The organism is Streptomyces sp. NPDC013455 (assembly GCF_040632975.1).
Classification (GTDB): Bacteria; Actinomycetota; Actinomycetes; order Streptomycetales; family Streptomycetaceae; genus Streptomyces.
Genome location: NZ_JBEYCX010000022.1, coordinates 39,429 through 59,731 on the forward strand (window position 1 = coordinate 39,429; position 20,303 = coordinate 59,731).

At 74.2% G+C, this 20,303-nt stretch carries 9 protein-coding genes and 1 pseudogene; 4 read left to right on the forward strand and 6 right to left on the reverse strand.

The annotated features are described in order from the left end of the window. Positions 1-143 precede the first annotated feature (143 nt). On the reverse strand, positions 144-2,342 hold the full coding sequence (locus ABZ576_RS28735) for an ATP-dependent DNA helicase UvrD2 (protein ID WP_360746970.1): 2,199 nt from the start codon (positions 2,340-2,342) through the stop codon (positions 144-146). 207 nt (positions 2,343-2,549) lie between these two features. Here ABZ576_RS28735 and ABZ576_RS28740 point away from each other — a divergent pair, with 207 nt between their 5' ends. Further along, on the forward strand, positions 2,550-2,792 hold the full coding sequence (locus tag ABZ576_RS28740; protein WP_201827110.1) for a mycoredoxin: 243 nt from the start codon (positions 2,550-2,552) through the stop codon (positions 2,790-2,792). Positions 2,793-2,920: 128 nt separating this feature from the next. Here ABZ576_RS28740 and nudC read toward each other — a convergent pair whose 3' ends face one another. The 5 genes and pseudogenes from nudC to ABZ576_RS28765 all read right to left on the reverse strand — a co-directional run bounded on the left by nudC (position 2,921) and on the right by ABZ576_RS28765 (position 13,731). Continuing rightward, positions 2,921-3,865 (reverse strand): NAD(+) diphosphatase, encoded by a 945-nt coding sequence (gene nudC / locus ABZ576_RS28745; protein ID WP_360746973.1) that lies wholly within the window; start codon positions 3,863-3,865, stop codon positions 2,921-2,923. Positions 3,866-4,020: 155 nt separating this feature from the next. Beyond that, positions 4,021-5,424, reverse strand: coding sequence for a dipeptidase (locus tag ABZ576_RS28750; RefSeq protein ID WP_360746976.1), 1,404 nt, complete (start codon positions 5,422-5,424; stop codon positions 4,021-4,023). Between the two features lie 10 nt (positions 5,425-5,434). Then, positions 5,435-9,227: pseudogene (locus ABZ576_RS28755) on the reverse strand (ATP-dependent DNA helicase). A 266-nt stretch (positions 9,228-9,493) separates the two neighbouring features. Continuing rightward, positions 9,494-12,994, reverse strand: coding sequence for an ATP-dependent DNA helicase (locus ABZ576_RS28760; protein WP_360746980.1), 3,501 nt, complete (start codon positions 12,992-12,994; stop codon positions 9,494-9,496). A gap of 353 nt (positions 12,995-13,347) precedes the next feature. Then, positions 13,348-13,731: an MGMT family protein gene (locus ABZ576_RS28765; RefSeq protein ID WP_360746983.1), complete on the reverse strand. Its 384-nt coding sequence runs from the start codon at positions 13,729-13,731 to the stop codon at positions 13,348-13,350. A 201-nt stretch (positions 13,732-13,932) separates the two neighbouring features. Here ABZ576_RS28765 and ABZ576_RS28770 point away from each other — a divergent pair, with 201 nt between their 5' ends. The 3 genes from ABZ576_RS28770 to ABZ576_RS28780 all read left to right on the forward strand — a co-directional run bounded on the left by ABZ576_RS28770 (position 13,933) and on the right by ABZ576_RS28780 (position 20,175). Beyond that, on the forward strand, positions 13,933-16,800 hold the full coding sequence (locus ABZ576_RS28770) for a lysylphosphatidylglycerol synthase domain-containing protein (RefSeq protein ID WP_360746986.1): 2,868 nt from the start codon (positions 13,933-13,935) through the stop codon (positions 16,798-16,800). A gap of 136 nt (positions 16,801-16,936) precedes the next feature. Continuing rightward, positions 16,937-18,484, forward strand: a complete 1,548-nt coding sequence (locus ABZ576_RS28775) for an alpha/beta hydrolase (RefSeq protein WP_360746989.1) — start codon at positions 16,937-16,939, stop codon at positions 18,482-18,484. Positions 18,485-18,618: 134 nt separating this feature from the next. Further along, the gene (locus tag ABZ576_RS28780) at positions 18,619-20,175 is read left to right on the forward strand and encodes an alpha/beta hydrolase (RefSeq protein ID WP_360746991.1); all 1,557 of its coding nucleotides are present in this window, start codon (positions 18,619-18,621) and stop codon (positions 20,173-20,175) included. Positions 20,176-20,303: the final 128 nt, after the last annotated feature.

Consider the following 20,303-nt stretch of genomic DNA (forward strand, 5'->3'; position numbering starts at 1 on the left):
CGTCTTGGGGACCGGGTGAACCGGTCCGTCGGATATGCAAGTACAACACGGAACCAGGGCCTTGGAGAAGGCCGCTGCTTCCGTGCCTAGAACCTATGGGGATTGCCGGGGCATGTGCAAACTATTTTTCCGACGAGTTCGCATCAATCCCTCCCGCCGCCCTCCTCGCACTCCTGACCTGCACATATGGCGAGAACATCCGCTCCGTAGCTGCGCAGCTTGCGGCTGAGGACGCCCGGGATGCGGGCGAGTTCGGCGGTGTTCTCCGGGCACGCCTCGGCGATGGCCATCAGCGTCCGGTCGGTGAAGACGCAGAAGTCCGGCTGGCCGCTGCGCTCCGCCTGGACCGCCCGCCACTCGCGCAGCCGCTCGTAGAGCCCTTCGTCCATGTCCGAGGGGCAGTCCTCACAGCGCATCAGCTTCATCTCGCCCGCGTCGGTGAGCGTGCGCCCGCAGACCCGGCAGCGGGCAGGGGTGCGCTGGGCGCGCCGGGGGACGGCACCGGTACCGCCTGCGGTACCGCGTTCCACGCCGCCGGCCGCGGCGGCCGCGGAGCGGCCGACGGTGGGGGTGGTGCCGGGGCGCAGGCCGTCCAGGAAGCGGCTCGCCCTGCGGCTCGGGCGTCCGCCGGGCGAGCGGGACAGGGACCAGGAGAGGTGGAGCCGCTCGCGGGCGCGGGTGACACCGACGTAGAGGAGACGGCGTTCCTCCTCGATCTGCTCGTCGGTCCGGGCGTAGGTGATGGGCAGCATGCCCTCGGCGACACCGACCAGGAAGACGGCGTCCCACTCCAGGCCCTTGGCCGCGTGCAGGGAGGCGAGGGTGACGCCCTGGACGGTCGGGGCGTGCTGGGCGCTGGCCCGCTCGTCCAGTTCCGCGACGAAGTCGCCGAGGGTGGCCGCGGGCCGGGCGGCGGCGAGGTCGTGGGCGAGGTTGACCAGGGCGGCCAGGGATTCCCAGCGCTCCCTGACGGCGCCGGAGCCGGCCGGGGGCTCGCTGGTCCAGCCGCCCTCGCCGGACAGCACCGCCCGCACCTGCGAGGGCAGGTCGACGGCCTGGTCCAGCAGGGAGTCGTTGCCGCCGAAGCGGGCCGCGCCGCGCAGGGCGATGCCGGCCTTGCGGACCTCGGGCCGGTCGAAGAAGCGTTCGGCGCCGCGCAGCTGGTAGGGGACCCCGGCGTCGGCGAGGGCCTGCTCGTAGGTCTCGGACTGGGAGTTCGTGCGGAACAGGACGGCGATCTCGGCGGCCGGGACGCCCGCGTCGATCAGCTCGCGGATGCGGCGGGCGGCGCCCTCGGCCTCGGCGGGCTCGTCGGTGTACTCGGTGTAGACCGGCTCGGGGCCCGGAGGGCGCTGGGAGACGAGTTCCAGCCGGTGGCCGGCGGCGCGGCCGCGGGCCTGCGCGAGCAGTCCGTTGGCGAGGTGGACCACCTGGGGGGTGGAGCGGTAGTCGCGGACCAGTTTCACGACGGTGGCGCCCGGGTGGCGGGCACGGAAGTCGAGCAGGTGATCGGGCGTTGCTCCCGTGAACGAATAGATGGTCTGGCTGGCGTCCCCGACCACGCACAGGTTGTCCCGGTCGCCGAGCCACAGGTCCAGCAGCCGCTGCTGGAGGGGGCTGACGTCCTGGTACTCGTCCACGACGAAGTGCTGGTACTGCGCGCGGACCTGTTCGGCGATGTCGTGCCGGTCCTGCAGGATGGCCACGGTGAGCAGCAGGACGTCCTCGAAGTCGATGACCGCGCGGTCGCGCTTGAGGTCCTCGTAGGCCGCGTAGAGATGGGCGATCTCGGCCGGGTCGCGGGGGGCCTCCCGACCGGCCTTCGCGGCCGCGTACGGATAGTCCGCGGGGACGGTCTGGGTGACCTTGCACCATTCGATCTCGGCGGTGACGTCCCGCAGCTCGTTCCGGTCGAGGCGGGTGCCCAGGGCGGCGGCGGCGTCGGCGACGAGCTGGATCTTGCGGTCCACGAGCCGGGGCATCGAGCCACCGATCGCTTTCGGCCAGAAGTACTGGAGCTGTCGCAGGGCGGCCGAGTGGAAGGTGCGGGCCTGGACGCCCTGGGTGCCGAGCTGGCGCAGCCGGCCGCGCATCTCTCCGGCGGCGCGGTTGGTGAACGTGACGGCGAGCACGCTGGACGGGTGCAGGATGCCGGCGCGCACTCCGTAGGCGATGCGGTGGGTGATCGCCCGGGTCTTGCCGGTGCCCGCTCCGGCCAGCACGCACACCGGACCGTGCAGGGCGGTGGCCACCTCGCGCTGCTCGGGGTCGAGCCCTTCGAGCACCGCGTCGGCCGAGTCCGGTACCCGCGGGAAGAGGGTGGAGTGCGTTGCTGCTGTCACACAGCCATGCTGCCAGGTCGCCCGGGACGGCTGCGCCGGTTGTCCACAGGCGGGGGCCGGCAGTCGTATGAACAGTGGGCTCGCGGTCGGGTGATGCGGCAGGCGTCACAGCGCGGAGGCGGTACCCCGGTCGGGAATGGCGGGCCGGTGGCTTACGTTCTCTCCCTGGACGGACTTTTCCCGAGCTGCCTGAGGAGCGCGAGAGACATGCAGGGCACTGTGACGATGTACAGCACGACCTGGTGCGGCTACTGCCGGCGGCTGAAGAGCCAGCTCGACCGGGAGGGCATCGCGTACAGCGAGATCAACATCGAGCAGGACCCCGAGTCCGCCGCTTTCGTGGAGAAGGCGAACGGGGGGAACCAGACGGTCCCGACCGTGCTCTTCGCGGACGGCACCACGCTGACGAACCCGTCGCTGGCTCAGGTGAAGCAGAAGCTCGCCGCGTGACGCTCCGCGGAACTCCGCGGTGACCGCTCCGCGGATCTCCGCGGTGATCGGCCGCCAGGGCGGCCCCTGTCTCTCAGGGGCCGCCCTGTGCGTTGTGCGCTGCGATGACGCCGTGGATCGGCATGGGCTCAGATGAAGCTGCGGGTCGGCAGGGGCTTGCCGTACCACATCTCGATCAGGCGGGCCGCGATGGAGATGCCGTAGGGCGCCAGCACCTCGCCGGCCTCGAAGGCCGCGTGCAGCTCCTCGCGGGAGAACCAGCGGGCCTCGTGGATCTCGTCCCCGTCGACGTCGATCTCGGTGGAGGTGGCGCGGGCCATGAAGCCGAGCATGAGGCTGGACGGGAAGGGCCAGGGCTGGCTGGCGACGTACTCGACGGGGCCGACGGTGACGCCGACCTCCTCGGACACCTCGCGGCGCACCGCCTGCTCGATGGACTCGCCGGGCTCGACGAAGCCGGCGAGGGTGGAGAAGCGGCCCTCGGGCCAGTGGACCTGGCGGCCGAGCAGGATGCGGTCGTCCTCGTCGGTCACGGCCATGATCACGGCGGGGTCGGTGCGCGGGTAGTGCTCGGCGCCGCAGGCCGGGCAGCGGCGGATGTGGCCGGCCGCCGCGATGACCGTGCGCTCACCGCAGCGGGAGCAGAAGCGGTGGGTGCGCTGCCAGTTCTCCAGACCGACCGCGTGCACCATGAGTCCGGCGTCGCGCGCGGACAGCAGCAGGCCGGCCTCCCGCAGCCCCGCGGGGCGCGCGGACTGGTCGATACGGCCGGGCAGCGAGTCCTTCTGGAGGGCGAAGTAGCTGACGCCCTCCTCGTCGATGCCGAGGAAGTAGCGGTGGGCCTCGGTCAGCGGGGCCTCGAACGACGGGGTCATGACCAGCTCGGTCCGGCCGTCCGGGGTCTCGTCGATGAGCACCTGGCCGCCGGAGACCACGAAGCAGCGGGTCGTGGGGTGGCTCCATGCCGCCGCGAGCCAGGCCTCGTCCAGCCGGTGGTGGGCGGCGCGGTCGATGCCGCTCGGGGCGGTCAGCGAGATGGGTCGGTCGGCTGAGTGGTCGGTCCAGGTGGTCACGGGTGCTTCCAACTCCCCCAGGGCGGCGGTTCTTCGGCGGGCGGTTCGGCGGGACGTAGGGCGGGAGGGCGCAGGGCCGGGCGCGGGCGGGGCGACGGGGCGGTCCTTCCAGTGTGCCCCGCCGCGCGGTGCCGTTCCGTACGGCGCGGGCCGTGTCAGCGTGCGGGGCGCCAGTTCTCGGCCAGGTCTCCCCACAGGTAGGCACTGGTCTCGACGCCCTTGAGGAGGAGGTCCAGCTCGACCTTCTCGTCGGGGGCGTGCCAGCCGTCCGAGGGGACGGATATGCCCAGGAAGAGCACCGGGGCGCCGAGGACCTCCTGGAGGTCGGCGGCGGGCCCCGAGCCGCCCTCGCGAGTGAAGCGGACGGGCCCCTGGAAGGCGCGGCCCATGGCGCGGGCCACGGACTGGAGCGCGGGGTGGTCCAGCGGGGTCAGGCACGGGCGGGTGGCCGAGCTGAACTCGATCTCGTACCGGATCCCGGCGGGCACCTGCTCGCCGGCCCAGGCGCGGACGGCCTTCTCGATGTGCTCGGGCTCCTGGCCGGCGACCAGCCGGAAGGACAGCTTCACCATGGCCGTGGACGGAATGATCGTCTTGCTGCCGGGGCCCTGGTAACCGCCGCCGATGCCGTTGACCTCGGCGGTCGGGCGGGCCCAGACGCGCTCCAGGGTGGTGTATCCGGCCTCGCCCTGGGCGGCGTGGGACTTGGCGGTGCGCAGCCAGCGCTCCTCGTCGAAGGGCAGTTCGGCGAAGAGCTCGCGCTCGCGGTCGGTCAGCTCGACGACGCCGTCGTAGAAGCCGGGGACCGCCACGCGCGCGTGCTCGTCGTGCAGGGCGGCGACCAGCCGGGCGGCGGCGGTGGCCGGGTTGGGCACGGCACCGCCGAAGGAGCCGGAGTGGATGTCCTGGTCGGGGCCGTACAGCCGGATCTCGCACTCGGCGAGGCCACGCATGCCGGTGCACACGGTCGGGGTGTCCTCGGCCCACATGCCGGTGTCGGAGACGACGACGGCGTCGGCGGCGAGCCGTCCGGCCCGCTCCTCCACCAGGGCGCGGAAGTGCGGGGAGCCGGACTCCTCCTCGCCCTCGACCAGCAGCTTCAGGTGGACCGCGGGCGCGGTGCGACCGGTGGCGGCGAGGTGGGCGCGGACGCCGAGGGTATGGAAGAACACCTGGCCCTTGTCGTCGGCCGCCCCGCGCGCGTAGAGCCGGTTCCCGCGGACGACCGGCTCGAAGGGGTCGCTGTCCCAGCCGTCCTCACGAGCGGCGGGCTGGACGTCGTGGTGGCCGTAGACCAGGACCGTGGGCGCCTCCGGGTCGTCGGAGGGCCACTCGGCGAAGACGGCCGGGGCACCGGGGGTCTGCCAGACCTCGGCGGTCGGGAAGCCGGTCTCGGTCAGCTTGGCGGCGAGCCAGTCCGCGCTGCGCCGTACGTCGGGCGCGTGGTCGGGCTGAGCCGACACGGAGGGGATGCGCAGCCATGCGGCGAGGTCGTCGAGGAAGGCGGCGCGGTGCTGCTCGATGTACATGCGGACGGCGCTGTCCGGGGTCTGGCTCATGGTCCTGAGCCTATCCGCCCGCGCCGACATCCTCGGAGGGCGGTTCGTCACACTCAGGTCCCGTGCGGTGACCGCTCCGTCTCCCCCGCGAGCAGCCGTTCCAGCGCGGCCCGGTCCGGCAGGCCCTCGGGACGTACGACCTCACCGCTGCGCACGTACAGGAAGGCGGCCGTGACGGACTCGGGCGGAACGCCCCGCTGCTCTGCCCAGGCCAGCCGGTACACGGCGAGCTGGAGGGGGTCCGCGGTGCCGGTGCGGCCGGTCTTCCAGTCGACGATCTCGTACGTCGTCCCGTCGTCGCCGTCGCTTCTGTAGACGGCGTCGATGCGGCCCCGTACGACGCGGCCGGCGAGGCCGAGCTGGAAGGGCGCCTCGACCCGGTAGGGGGTGCGCCGGGCGTACTCGGTGCGCTCGAAGGCCGCCTTGAGGGCTTCCAGGTCGCGCTCGTCGGCGATCTCCGCGTCACCGCCGGGCAACTCGTCCGGTTCCAGCAGGGGCAGCGTCAGCTCCTCGAAGCGGGATTCGACCCATGCGTGGAACCGGGTGCCCCGGCGCGCGGCCGGTTGCGGGGGGCGCGGCATGGGGCGCGCGAGTTCCTGCGCGAGCCCCTCGGGGTCCTCGGCGAGGCGCATCAGCTGGGACGCGGTGAGCGTGGCGGGCAGGGGGACGTCGGTGACGGTCCGCCGGGCGCGCAGCAGTTCTCCGGTCAGCGCCTCCAGATCGCGGTCCCAGGAGGCGATGGTGCGGGCCTCCTCGGGCGTGAGGGGGGCCGGCACCGGCGGCGCGGCGGGCCGGGGGCGGCGGGGCGGGCCGGCCGCCTGGCGGGGCACCGAGGACCATCCGTCGCCCGGGCCGCTCCCGTCACGGCCCTCACCGTGCGGCTCGCCCCCGCGGTGCGGTGCGCCCCCGCCGCGGTGCGGCTCGCCCCCGCCGTGCTCGTCGCCGTACGTCTCGTCGGCGGACGGGTCGCCGGCGTGCGCATCCCCGGAGTACGCGGCGTCGGCGTACGGGGCGTCGGGCGCGTACGGGTCGCCGGGCGCGTACGGATCGTCGGCGTCCTCGGCGTACGGCTCCGCGTACGGATCGCCCGCGTACGGATCCCCCGCGTACGGATCCTCGGCGTACGGATCCTCGCCGTAGGGGTCACCAGCGTGGGCATCCTCGCCGTGCGGATCCTCGTCCGGCGCCGGCCAGTCGGGGTTCTCGTCCCCGGCGGGGTCGTGCAGGGCCGGGCCGGGGACGTCGGGGCGGGCGGTGGCCTCCAGGTGGGCGAGGACGGTCTCGGCGGCGGCGCGGCGGCGGGCCAGGGCACCGGCGTCCAGCGGGAGCGGCCACACCTGGTCGGCGCCGGCCGCCTGCAGGGCCGGATTCTCCGCGTCCTCGGCGGGCTCGTCCGCCCACACCTCGATCTCGCCGTACCCGGCGGCGCAGTGGTCGTGCAGGGCTTCGAGGAAGTCGGAGGGGCCGCGCCGCTTCTTCTGGCTCGGTCCCCACCAGTGGCCGGAGCCGAGGAGCAGGGAGCGGGGCCGGGTGAAGGTGACGTAGCCGAGCCGGAGCTCCTCGGTGTGCTGGTGGTCCTTCATGGCCTCGTGGAAGGCCTTCATGCCCCGGGCGTCCCAGGACTCGATGTCGGGCAGGGTGTCGCGGTCGCCGCGCAGCGCGTGCGGCAGCACCTTGGCCTGGGCGGTCCACTTCTCGCGGCCCTGGGCGCTGGGGAACGTGCCGTTCACCAGTCCGGGGACGGCCACGACGTCCCACTCCAGGCCCTTGGACTTGTGCGCGGTGAGCACCTTGACGGTGTTCTCACCCCCGGGGAGCGCGTTGTCGAGGCCCTTCTCGTACTGCGCGGCGGTGCGCAGGAAGCCGAGGAAGGCCAGCAGGGTGGCCTCGCCGTCGCTCGCGGCGAAGGCGGCGGCGATGTCCAGGAAGTTGGACAGGGTCTCGCGGCGGCGGGCGGCGAGCGCGTGCGGGGACGCCGACAGCTCCACCTCCAGGCCGGTGACGGCGAGCACGCGGTGCAGGACGTCCATCAGCGGGTCGGACAGCGAGCGGCGCAGGTCGCGCAGCTCGGCGGCGAGCCGGGCGAAGCGCACGCGCGCGTCCGGGGAGAACGGCAGCCCGTCGTCGTCCGCGCCGTCTTCCACGGGTGCCTCGAGGAACGTGTCCAGGGCGTCCGCGAGGGATATCACCTCGGACGGGTCCACGCCCTCCACGGCCGCGGCGAGCCTGCGGTCGGGGTCGTCGGTGCCGTCCACGCGCGCGTGGGCGACGAGCAGGCGGGCGCGGCGGCCCAGCAGGGCGAGGTCGCGCGGGCCGATGCGCCAGCGCGGTCCGGTCAGCAGGCGCACCAGGGCGGCGTTGGCTCCAGGGTCCTGGAGGACCTCGCAGACGGCGACGAGGTCGGCGATCTCGGGCAGGTGCAGCAGCCCGGACAGGCCCACCACCTCGACGGGGACGTCCCGGGCGACGAGCGCGCCCTGGATCTCGGCGAAGTCGGCAGCGGTCCGGCACAGGACGGCGATCTCGCCGGGAGGTGTGCCGGTGCGCACGAGGTGGGCGAGGGAGTCGGCGATCCAGTCGATCTCCTCGGCGTGGGTGGGCAGCAGGGCGCAGCGGACCGTGCCGTCGTGCTCCGCGCCGGGGGCCGGGCGGAGGGCCTCCACGCCCGCGTGCATGGCGCGCAGCGGCCCGGCGAGGCCGTTGGCGAGGTCGAGCAGCCGGCCGCCGCTGCGGCGGTTCTCGCTGAGCGCCTGCCGGGTGGCGGGCCGGCCGTCGGCGTGGGGGAAGTGCTCGGGGAAGTCGTCCAGGTTGGCGACGGAAGCGCCACGCCAGCCGTAGATGGCCTGGCAGGGGTCGCCGACCGCGGTGACGGGGTGGCCGGTGCCACCGCCGAAGAGTCCCGCCAGCAGGACGCGCTGGGCCACGGAGGTGTCCTGGTACTCGTCCAGCAGCACCACGCGGAACTCCTCGCGCAGCAGCCGGCCCACCTCGGGGATGCCGGCGAGGCGGGCGGACAGGGCGATCTGGTCGCCGAAGTCGAGCAGGTCCCGCTCGCGCTTGGCGGCCCGGTAGCGCCGGACGAGGTCGGCGAGTTCCCGGCGGGCCGCGCCGGTCTCCGGGACCCTGCGCAGGTCGGCGTTGGTGAGCTTGGCGCCCTCCAGGGTGCGCAGCAGGCCGGCGTCCCAGGCGCGCAGCTCGTCGGGGGCGACGAGGTGTTCGGCGAGTTCGGAGTCCAGGGTGAGCAGGTCGCTGACCAGGTCGGCGAAGGAGCGGGTCAGTGCCGGGTAGGGGCCTGGGGCCTCGCGCAGGACACGCGCGGCCAGCTGGTAGCGGGTGGCGTCGGCGAGCAGCCGCGAGGTGGGTTCCAGGCCGAGGCGCAGACCGTGGTCGGTGAGCAGCCGGCCGGCGAAGGCGTGGTACGTCGAGATGACCGGCTCGCCCGGCGGGTGGCCGGGGTCCGGCCAGGACGCGTCGGCGGGCGCCGACGCCGAGGGGCGGCCGGACGGCGGGAGGGCGTCGGGGTCGGTGACGCCGGCCTTGATCAGTGCCTTGCGGACGCGTTCGGCCAGCTCACCGGCGGCTTTGTTGGTGAAGGTCAGGCCGAGGACCTGTTCGGGGGCGACCTGTCCGGTGCCGACCAGCCAGACCACGCGGGCCGCCATCACGGTCGTCTTGCCCGAACCGGCGCCGGCCACGATCACCTGCGGGGCGGGCGGCGCGGTGATGCAGGCCGTCTGCTCCGGGGTGAACGGGATGCCGAGGAGCTCCTTGAGCTGCTCGGGGTCGCTGATACGGGCGGACATGTCGAAAGAGGCTAGCGGCGGGCACTGACAGTCGGGGCCTCCCGACCCGTCCGGGACCGGAGAACCGCAGGTCAGCCCGGGCCGTGCGGTACGTCACTCGACCCCGCGCCGGCCCTCCGGGCCAGGCAGGCGGTACGTCACTCGACCCCCTGCCGGCCCTCCGGCCAGACGGACGGTACGTCACTCGACCCCGCGCCGGCCCTCCGGCCAGGCGGACGGTACGTCACTCGCCCCCCTGCCGGCCCTCCGGCCGGGCGGGCGGTGCGTCACTCGACCACGTGCCGGCCCTCCGGCCGGGCGCTGCACGAGGCGCGGAAGGCACAGTGCGTGCAGTGCTGGCCGGTGCTCGGCGTGAACCGCTCGTCGAGCACCTTGCCGGCGGCGGTGGCCAGCAGCTCCCCGACCCACTCCCCCGCCAGCGGTTCCTGCGTCTGCACCTTGGGCAGGCTGTCGCCGCCGTCGCGCTGGGCGGCGCCCTGTCTGAGGTGGACCAGTTCGGCGCCGCCTAGTTCGGGGCGCACGCCGTCGAAGGCCGCGTCGGCGGCGCCCTCGCGGAGAGCGAGCTGGTAGACCGCGAGCTGGGGGTGCCGCTCCACCTCGCGCGCGGTGGGTGCCTGCTTGCCGGTCTTGAAGTCGACCACGTAGGCGCGGCCCTCCGCGTCCGTCTCCACGCGGTCCATCTGACCGCGGATGCGGACCTGGTAATCACCCGCCTCCAGGGTGACGTCGAAGTCCTGCTCGCTCGCGACGGGGGTGCGGCCGGCCCGGTCCAGCACGTGCCAGTGCAGGAAGCGTTCGAGCGCCACGCGCGCGTTCTCCTTCTCCTGCCCCGACTTCCAGGGCGCGTCGAAGGCGAGCGCGTTCCACACGGAGTCCAGGCGTTCCATGAGGACGTCGAGGTCGGCGGGGGTGCGGCCGGAGGCGACCTCGTCGGCGAGGACGTGGACGACGTTGCCGAAGCCCTGCGCGGCGGTGGCGGGGGCGTCGGCCTTGACCTCCCGGCCGAGGAACCACTGGAGCGCGCAGGTGCGGGCGAGCTGGTCGAGGGCGCTGCCGGAGAGCACCACGGGCTGGTCCCGGTGGCGCAGCGGCACCTTGCTCTCGGTCGGCTCGAACATGCCCCACCAGCGATAGGGGTGCGCGGACGGGACCAGGGGGCGGCCCTCCTCGTCGGCGAGCGCGGCCAGCCGGGCCAGCCGGCGTGCGGCGGCCTCCCGCAGGGCGGCGGACGCGCGCGGGTCGACGGTGGTGGCGCGCAGCTCGGCGACGAGCGCGGAGACCGCCAGCGGGCGGCGGGGGCGCGCGGTGACGTCCTTCGGCTCGACGCCCAGCTCGGTCAGGAACCGGGACGGCCGGTCGCCGTCGTCGGCCGGCGCCTTCACGGCGGTGACGACGAGCCGGTCACGCGCGCGCGTGGCGGCGACGTAGAACAGGCGGCGCTCCTCGGCGAGCAGCGCGCCCGGGGTCAGCGGCTCGGCGAGACCGTCACGGCCGATGCGGTCGGCCTCCAGCAGGGATCCGCGCCGCCGCAGGTCGGGCCAGACGCCCTCCTGGACCCCGGCGACGACGACCAGCCGCCACTCCAGTCCCTTGGCCCGGTGCGCGGTCATCAGGCGGACGGCGTCGGGCCGTACCGCGCGGCGCGTGAGCGTGTCGGCGGCGATGTCCTCGGCCTCGATCTCCTCCAGGAAGTTCAGGGCGCCGCGGCCTCCGGTGCGCTCCTCCGCGCGGGCGGCGGTCGCGAACAGCGCGCACACGGCGTCCAGGTCCCGGTCGGCGTTGCGGCCGGCCGCGCCGCCGCGCCGCGCGGACCGCTCCAGGCGCGCGGGCCAGGGTGTGCCCTCCCACAGGTCCCACAGCGCTTCCTCGGCCGTGCCCCCGCCCGCCAGACGCTCGCGGGCCTTGCGGAGCAGCGCGCCGAGGCGCTGCGCCCCGCGCGCGTACGCGGGGTCGTGTACGGCCAGACGCTCGGGCTCGGCGAGGGCCCGTGCGAGCAGCTCGTCGGACGGGGGCGGCAGGGGGTTGCCCGCGGCCCGCTCCTCCTCGCGCAGGGCCCGCCCGAGGCGGCGCAGATCGGCGGCGTCCATGCCGGCGAGCGGGGAGGTGAGCAGGGTGAGGGCGGTCTCGGTGTCGAGCCAGCAGGCGCGCGGGGGGTGCGTCCCGTCGTGGTCGGCCGCGGTCTCCCGAGGGCCTTCTTCAGCCGGTGCCGCCGCGGGCTCCTCCCGCGCGGCCGTCTCCGCCCGCGCCGCGTCTGCCTCCGCAGACTCCCCGCGCGCGGGGGTCTTCTCGGGTGCCGCGTCGCCTTCCGGTGCCGGTGCCGGTGCCGCGTCGCCTTCCGCTGCCGGTGCCGGTGCCGGTGCCGGTGCCGCGGAAGTCTCCCCCCGCGCGGCCGTCCCGTCGGGCGTCGCGTCGCCCCCTTCCGCCGGCGCTCCCGCGGGCTCCTCCGCCTCGGTGCGGCCGTCGCGGCGGCCCGCCTCCGCCGTGGCCACCGCGCGCAGAGCCGTGAGCAGGGGTGCCACGGCCGGCTCGTGCCGCAGGGGCAGGTCGTCGCCGTCTATGTCCAGCGGGACGCCGGCCGAGGTGAAGGCGCGGCGGAGGGTCGGGATGCGGGCCCCGGCGCGCACCAGGACGGCCATGTCGCTCCAGGCGACGCCGTCCTCCAGGTGGGCGCGGCGCAGGATGTCCGCGATGTTGTCCAGCTCCGCGCCGGGCGTCGGGTACGTGTGGACCTCGACCCGGCCGCCGTCCCGTACGGGGGCGGGCTCGCGGTGGGCGCGCACGGTGCCGGCGGGCAGCCGGGGCACGGGCATGCGCTGGGTGATCAGGCGGGTGGCGGCCAGCAGCGCGGCGCCGGAGCGGCGGGAGGTGCGCAGCACCTCGACGGGCGCGGGGCGGCCGTCCGCGCGCGGGAAGGCGTACGGGAAGTCGAGGATGCCGTTCACGTCGGCGCCTCGGAAGGCGTAGATCGACTGGTCGGGGTCGCCGAGGGCGACCAGGGTGCGTCCCCCGCCGGCCAGGGCGTGCAGCAGCCGGACCTGGGCCGGGTCGGTGTCCTGGTACTCGTCGACGTACACGGCGTCGTACTGGGCGGCGAGCCGGGCGGCGGTCTCCGGGCGGCGGGCGAGCAGGACCGCGCGGTGGACCAGTTCCGCGTAGTCGATCACGCCCTGGAGGTCGAGCACGTCCAGGTACTCGGCGAGGAAGGCGGCCGCGGCCCGCCAGTCGGGGCGGCCGATGCGGCGCGCGAAGGCGTCCAGGGCGTCGGCGCCGAGGCCCAGCTCGCGGCTGCGCGCGAGGACGGCGCGGACCTCGTCGGCGAAGCCGCGCGTGGTCAGGCAGGCGCGCAGCTCGTCCGGCCAGCGGACGTGGGTCAGCCCGAGCCGTTCCAGGTCGATCTGGCCGGCGAGCAGCTCGCGGACGGTGACGTCCTGCTCCGGGCCGGAGAGCAGGCGCAGGGGCTCGGTGAACCGGCCGCTGTCCTGGTGGGCGCGGACCAGCGCGTAGCAGTACGAGTGGAACGTGGTCGCCCTGGGGGCGCGGGCCGCGCCCATGCGCAGGGCCATGCGGTCGCGCAGCCCGACGGCGGCCCTGCGGCTGAAGGTCAGCACCAGGATCCGCTCGGGGTCGCCGCCCCGGGCGATCCGCGCGGCGACGGATTCGACCAGGGTGGTGGTCTTGCCGGTGCCGGGGCCGGCGAGGACGAGGAGCGGTCCGCTCCGGTGGTCGACCACGGCGCGCTGTGCCGCGTCCAGACGAGGGGGATCCACGACGGCCGGCGGGGTACGGACCAGTCGGTAAGCGCCACGACTCCCCTGCCGCACCGGAGGGTGCGGCAGGGGCCTGGTGGACGAGGAGGAGCTCACGTGATCGGCCGGTCCTGGTGGTTGTGCTGGTGGGCGGGCGGTCACGCGCGCGAGGCGGTGACCGCGGGGTGAGCGGGACACGTGCTGCCGACGCTACGCCGCCGCTCCGGGCGGAAGCAGAGCTTCCGCTTCTTCCCTCGCGGCGCTCGCGCCACGCGCGTCCCACATCCCTCGAACGTACGGCATCCCGCGGGTGTCCCCCACGTCACCCGTTCGGACCACAGGCGCGCCCCGGGGCCACCGGATGGCGGAAGCTGTCAGGTGTGACCCTCCGCGTCCGCGCCGTCCCACCGGGCCCGCCGCATGTCGAGCCGCGGCAGGTGGCCCTCGGCGCTCCTGCCCGCCTGCTTCAGCGGCGTGCCCTCGGCGCGGTAGTGGGCCAGCGCCCGCAGCTCGTGTCCGGGCAGCAGCACACCGTCGGCGCGTACGACGCGCCACCACGGGACGGCGCCGCCGTAGAGGGCCATCACCCGGCCGACCTGGCGCGGCCCGCCCTCTTCCAGCCACTCGGCGACATCGCCGTACGTCATCACCCGGCCCGGCGGTATCCGCTCGGCGACCTCGAGGACCCGCTCGGCGTACTCGGGCAGCGCGTCCGCGTACTCCTCACGGGCGTCTTCGGGAGGGCTGTGCTGGCTCATTCACCCCATCCTGCCGCACCCCTCGGACATCCCGGCCGGGACCGTGAGCCACGGTCCTCTCGCCCCCCGGCGGTCCTTGGGGCAGACTGTGCGCCCGCGCATCCGCACCCTGATGCCCGTGTGCGCCGGCGGGTCATGCCACCATCATGCGGGCGGTGACTGGTGATACGAGACAAAGAAGAGACGACGAAGGAGCAGGGCGTGCACCCCGAAGGAGCGGCGGGCACCCCTGACGCCTCGGCGCGCCCCGACACCGCCCGCGCGGGCGGCGGCGACGGCGACACGCACCAGGACGACACCCGTGCCCGCGGGCGGAACGGCGGTACCGGTGCGCACGAGAAGGACGACAGCGCACCGCACTCCGGTGCCGGTCCGGGTACTGATGCTGATGCTGGTCCCAGTGCCGGTGCCGCCGAGCCGGCGCCCGGCGCGGCGGACGCGTCGGCGGACCGCCCCGCGTGCGCCGAGGACGACCCCCACGCCGAGCGGGTGGAGGGCGACGAACCCCTGCTCCCCGCGCGCGTGCACCGCCCCTCCGACCTCATGCGGCTCCTGGTGGGCGTGCTCGCCATCGCCGTACTGCTGGCGATCGCCGCGTTCGCGCACGGCACCACCTCCGGCCTCGAACAGGACATCAACAAGGGCACCGGCCAGGCCCCGGACCTGCTGATCAAGATCGCGGGGCTGGCGTCCAGCATCGCGATCCTGCTGGTACCGGTCGCCTTCGCGATCGAGCGGCTGATCAAACGGGACGGACTGCGGATCGCCGACGGCGTCCTGGCGGCCGTCCTGGCCCACGGAGTGACCCTCGCCACCGACCTGTGGGTCGCACGGGCCGCCCCGGACTCGATCCAGGAGGCGCTGACCCAGCCCTCGCCGGGGGACGTCCACGCCCTGACCGACCCGGTGCACGGCTATCTGGCACCGGTCATCGCCTATATGACCGCCGTCGGGATGTCCCGGCGGCCCCGGTGGCGCGCGGTGCTGTGGATCGTGCTGCTGCTCGACGCGTTCTCGATGCTCGTCACCGGCTACACGACCCCCTTCTCGATCATCCTGACGGTGCTGATCGGCTGGACCATCGCCTACGGCACCCTCTACGCGGTCGGCTCGCCCAACGTCCGCCCCACCGGCCAGACCCTGATGGCGGGCCTCAGGCACGTCGGCTTCCAGCCGGTCAGCGCGGCCCGCGAGGAGACCGTGGAGACGGAGAGCGGCGACCGGGGCCGGCGCTACTTCGTCACCCTGGACAACGGCCCGCCGCTGGACGTCACGGTCGTCGACCGGGAACAGCAGGCGCAGGGCTTCTTCTACCGCGCGTGGCGCAATCTGACCCTGCGCGGCTTCGCCACCCGCTCCAGCCTCCAGTCGCTGCGCCAGGCGCTGGAACAGGAGGCGCTGCTGGCGTACGCGGCGATCGCGGCGGGCGCCAACGCCCCCAAGCTGATCGCCACCTCCGAACTCGGCCCCGACGCGGTCATGCTCGTCTACGAGCACACCGGCGGGCGCAGACTGGACGCGCTGGCCGACGAGGAGATCACCGACGATCTGCTGCGCCACACCTGGCACCAGGTGAAGGCGTTGCAGTCGCGGCGCATCGCGCACCGCAGGCTGGCCGGTGACGCCCTATTGGTGGATCGTTCCGGCAAGGTGATCCTCACCGAGCTGCGCGGCGGCGAGATCGCCGCCGGTGAACTGCTGCTGCGGATGGACGTCGCACAGCTGCTCACCACACTCGGCCTCCGGGTCGGCGCCGAGCGGGCGGTGGCCTCGGCGGTCGGCGTGCTGGGCCCGGACGCGGTCGCCGACTGCCTGCCGATGCTCCAGCCGATCGCGCTGACGCGCTCCACGCGCGCGACGCTGCGGCGGCTGGCCCGGGAGCGGGCCCAGCGGGAACGCGAGGCGGTGCTCGAAGCCTCCCGGCAGGCCAAGCTGGCCCGGCTGGAGGAGACGGGCGAGGCGGCCGGGCCCGACCAGGCCAAGCCCGACAAGAAGACGGTCCGCGCCGAGCAGCGCGCCGAGCGGCGGGCCATCGACGAAGCCCTCGAAGAGGCCCGGGAAGAGGACCTGCTCACCCAGATCCGGCACGAGGTGCTGCGGATCAGGCCGCAGGCGCCCGTGGAGCCGGCCCGCCTGGAGCGGGTGCGGCCGCGGACGCTGATCAGCTTCATCGCCGGTGCGATCGGCGCGTACTACCTCCTGACGCAGCTCACCCACATCGAGTTCGGCACGCTGTTCGCGCAGGCCCAGTGGGGCTGGGTGATCGCCGCGGTGCTGTTCTCCGCGCTCAGCTACGTGGCCGCCGCCATGTCGCTGCTGGGTTTCGTGCCGGAGCGGGTGCCGTTCCCGAGGACGGTGGCGGCGCAGGTCGCCGGGTCGTTCGTGAAGATCGTGGCGCCGGCCGCGGTCGGTGGTGTGGCCCTCAACACGCGCTTCCTCCAGCGCACCGGCGTGCGCCCGGGGCTCGCGGTGGCGAGTGTCGGCGCGTCGCAGCTGTTCGGGCTCGGCTGCCACATCCTGATGCTGCTGTCCTTCGGCTATCTGACCGGTACCGAGAAGACGCCGTCGCTGTCGCCGTCCCGCACGGTCATCGCGGGCCTGCTGACCGTGGCGGTCCTCGTCCTCGTGGTGACGTCCGTGCCGTTCCTGCGGAAATTCGTCATCACGCGCGTGAGGTCGCTGTTCGCCGGAGTGGTGCCGCGCATGCTCGACGTGCTCCAGCGGCCGCAGAAGCTCATCACCGGCATCGGCGGCATGCTCCTGCTCACCGCCTGCTTCGTGATGTGCCTGGACGCCTCCGTGCGGGCCTTCGGCGACGGCACCACCTCGCTGAGCATCGCCAGCGTCGCCGTCGTCTTCCTCGCCGGCAACGCGCTCGGTTCCGCCGCGCCCACCCCGGGCGGCGTCGGCGCCGTGGAGGCGAGCCTCACGCTCGGTCTGATCGCCTTCGGCCTGCCCAAGGAGGTCGCCGCCCCGGCCGTCCTGCTGTTCCGGCTGCTGACCCTGTGGCTGCCGGTGCTGCCGGGCTGGCTGGCCTTCAACCACCTCACCCGCAAGGGAGCCCTGTAGCGTCTGGCCGGGGCCCATCTCCCAGGGTGCGCATCTCACAGGGTGTGCTCCCACGGGCCCGCATCGCGCCGGGTGCTGTTACCTCGTCCGGCCCGCGCCCCGCGCGCCCCGGCGTGCGCACCCCCACCATGGGGGTATGGCGAACCCGTTCCGGCTGCGCGCCGCCGCGCTGACGACCACCGCCGTGCTGCTCTCCGCCGTACTGGCCGGCTGCGGCGGCGACGGCGCCGAGGACGGGGACCTCACGCGGCAGAAGCTGGACTGGCAGGACTGCCCCGCCCCGTCCGCGGCGGAGGGCGGCGGCAGCCCTCCGTCCCCGCTGCCGAACGGCACCGAGTGGCAGTGCGCCACCATGAAGGCGCCGCTGGACTGGGGCGAGCCGAAGGGGGAGACCATCGGCATCGCCCTGATCCGCGCCAAGGCCGGCGGCCCGGCGGACAAGCGGATCGGCTCGCTCGTGTTCAACTTCGGCGGGCCGGGCGGCAGCGGCGTCACCACCCTGCCCGCGTTCGGCGCGGACTACGCCGCCCTGCGCACCCGCTACGACCTGGTCAGCTTCGACCCGCGCGGCGTGGGCCGCAGCGCGCCGGTGACGTGCGAGAGCGACGCCCAGCTGGACGTGTACTTCCAGCAGGACGCGACCCCGGAGGACGGCGCCGAGCGCGCCCAGCTCCTCCAGCGCACCCGCCGGTTCAACGCGGCCTGCGAGCGCAACTCCGAGAAGATCCTGCCGCACGTGCGCACCACGGACGCGGCCCGCGACATGGAGCTGATGCGCCAGGTCCTCGGCGACGCCAAGCTGCACTACTTCGGCATCTCCTACGGCACCGAACTCGGCGGCGTCTACGCCCACCTGTTCCCCAGGCACGTCGGCCGGGCCGTCCTGGACGCCGTCGTGGACCCCACGCAGACCCCCGAGCAGAGCGCGCTGGGCCAGGCGAGGGGCTTCCAGCGCGCCCTCGACAGCTTCGCGCAGGACTGCACGTCGAAGACGACGGAGTGCCCCGTCGGCGACACCGAGCAGGAGGTGAAGGACCGCATCGCCGACCTCCTCGCCGACCTGGAGAAGAAGCCGATCCCCGGTATCTTCCCGCGCCGGCTGACGCAGACGGCCGCCACCAACGGCATCGCGCAGTCCCTGTACTCGAAGGACTTCTGGGAGTACCTCACCGAGGGCCTCAAGGAGGCGTACGACGGCGACGGCAAAATCCTCATGCTGCTGTCCGACTCGATGAACGGCCGCAGCGACAACGGCGAGTACAGCAACCTCACCGCGGCGAACATCGCCATCAACTGCTCCGACGAGAAGCCCCGATACACGGCCGACTACGTCCAGCGGAAGCTGCCCGAGTTCCGCCGCGCCTCCCCGCTGTTCGGGGACTACCTGGCCTGGGGCATGGTCGGCTGCACCGACTGGGCGGTACCGGGCGCCGCCGACCACCCCGACGTCAGCGCGCCGGGGTCGGCGCCCATCCTCGTCGTCGGCAACACCGGCGACCCGGCCACGCCGTACGAGGGCGCGAGGAAGATGGCGGACGCGCTCGGCAAGGGGGTGGCCGTGGAGCTGACGTACAAGGGCCAGGGGCACGGCGCCTACGACAGCAAGAACACGTGCGTGCAGAGCGCCGTGAACGGTTACCTGCTGGACGGAAAGGTGCCGAAGGCCGGCACCGTCTGCTCCTGACCCCCGCCAGACAAGGGCACGAAACAGCAGGTCAGAGGGTTATCCACAGGCTGTCACGACGTGGGCCCCGGGCGCCTACCATGGCCTGGAAGCCCGGCGACGCACGGTGCGGCGGGCCTGTCAGGGGGGTGGGCATGAAGCGACTTCTGCGGTGGACGGCCGCGGTGGCGGCGGGGCTGCTGCTGGCCGGCTGCGGCGGCTCGTCCGACGGGGACGGCGGCGGCGAGGGCAAGGGAGCGGACGCGGCTTCCCCGTCGGCCGCGGGCAGCGCACCTGCGCCGTCCGCGAAACCGCCGTCCTCGCTCACCTCCCAGCGCCTCGACTGGCACCGCTGCACGTCCACCGGGAACACCACGGCGCCGAGCGACGCATGGCGGTGCGCGACGCTCAAGGTGCCGCTGGACTGGTCCCGGCCGGAGGGCAGGACGATCGGGCTCGGTCTCATCCGCTCGCGGGCGACCGGCGGCGACCGCATCGGCTCGCTGCTGTTCAACTTCGGCGGCCCCGGCGGCTCGGGCGTGTCGACGATGCCGTACTTCGAGTCCTCCGCCTCCGCACTCCACGAGCGTTACGACCTGGTGAGCTGGGACCCCCGCGGGGTCGGCGCCAGCGAGGGCGTCCGCTGCCGCGGCGACCGGGAGACCGAGGCCGCCGCGGCCGTGGACGCCACACCGGACACCCCGGCCGAGGAGAAGGCGTTCTTCCAGGACGCCGCCGACTTCGGCAAGGGCTGCCAGAAGGCCACCGGCCCGCTGCTGGCCCACGTCTCCACCACCGACACCGCCCGCGACCTGGACCTGATGCGCCAGGTCCTCGGCGACGACGAGCTGCACTACTTCGGCATCTCCTACGGCACCGAACTCGGCGGTGTCTACGCCCACCTGTTCCCCGAGCACGTGGGCCGGATGGTGCTCGACGCGGTGGTCGACCCGACCGCGGACACGGTGGGCCACGCCGAGAACCAGGCCCGCGGCTTCCAGCGGGCCCTGGACGACTACCTCGAGTCCACCGGCCAGGACCCCGTCAAGGGCTCCCGGAAGATAGCCGGCCTGCTCGGGCGGCTCGACGCCGAGCCGCTGCCGACGTCGTCCGGGCGGAAGCTGACCCAGACCCTCGCGCTCACCGGGATCATCCTGCCGCTGTACAGCGAGTCGAGCTGGCCGAGGCTGACCGGCGCGCTGAAGTCGGCGGAGCAGGGCGACGGTTCGCAGCTGCTTGCACTCGCCGACGAGTACAACGACCGGGACGCCTCGGGTCACTACGGCACGATGGCGCACTCCCAGCGGGTCATATCGTGCCTGGACGACAAGCAGCGTCCGACGCTCGCCGAGACCAAACGGCGGCTGGCGGAGTTCGAGCGGATATCGCCGGTGTTCGGGGCCTTCCTCGGCTGGGACACGGCGGGCTGGTGCCACGACTGGCCGGTGCCGGGCCAGTACGACACCCCTGAGGTCGGCGCCCCGGGTGCGGCCCCGATCCTGCTGGTGGGCAACACCGGCGACCCGGCGACCCCGTACGAGGGCGCCCGCAGGATGGCCGGCGAGCTGGGCCGGGGCGTGGGCGTGACACTCACGTGGAAGGGCGAGGGACACGGCGCCTACGGCAGCGGGAGCGACTGCGTCGACTCGACCGTGGACGCCTACCTGCTGAAGGGGACGGTGCCGAGGGACGGCACAGTCTGCGGCGGTTGAGAAACCGCGTCGGCCGGCCCACGGCGCCGGTATCCCGCAGCCGCGGCCTTCCACCGCTCCGCCGCTCGCACGGCCCTTGCGGGCCCTTCGGTGAACCCGCGGGCTCCGGCCGCCGGAGTCACCACCCC

Excerpts from the sequence above, each read along its gene's own strand:
- ABZ576_RS28740 (WP_201827110.1), top strand. The coding sequence starts at position 2,550 with ATGCAGGGCACTGTGACGATGTACAGCACGACCTGGTGCGGCTACTGC.
- ABZ576_RS28750 (WP_360746976.1), bottom strand. The coding sequence starts at position 5,424 with ATGAGCCAGACCCCGGACAGCGCCGTCCGCATGTACATCGAGCAGCAC.
- ABZ576_RS28765 (WP_360746983.1), bottom strand. The coding sequence starts at position 13,731 with ATGAGCCAGCACAGCCCTCCCGAAGACGCCCGTGAGGAGTACGCGGAC.
- ABZ576_RS28775 (WP_360746989.1), top strand. The coding sequence starts at position 16,937 with ATGGCGAACCCGTTCCGGCTGCGCGCCGCCGCGCTGACGACCACCGCC.
- ABZ576_RS28780 (WP_360746991.1), top strand. The coding sequence starts at position 18,619 with ATGAAGCGACTTCTGCGGTGGACGGCCGCGGTGGCGGCGGGGCTGCTG.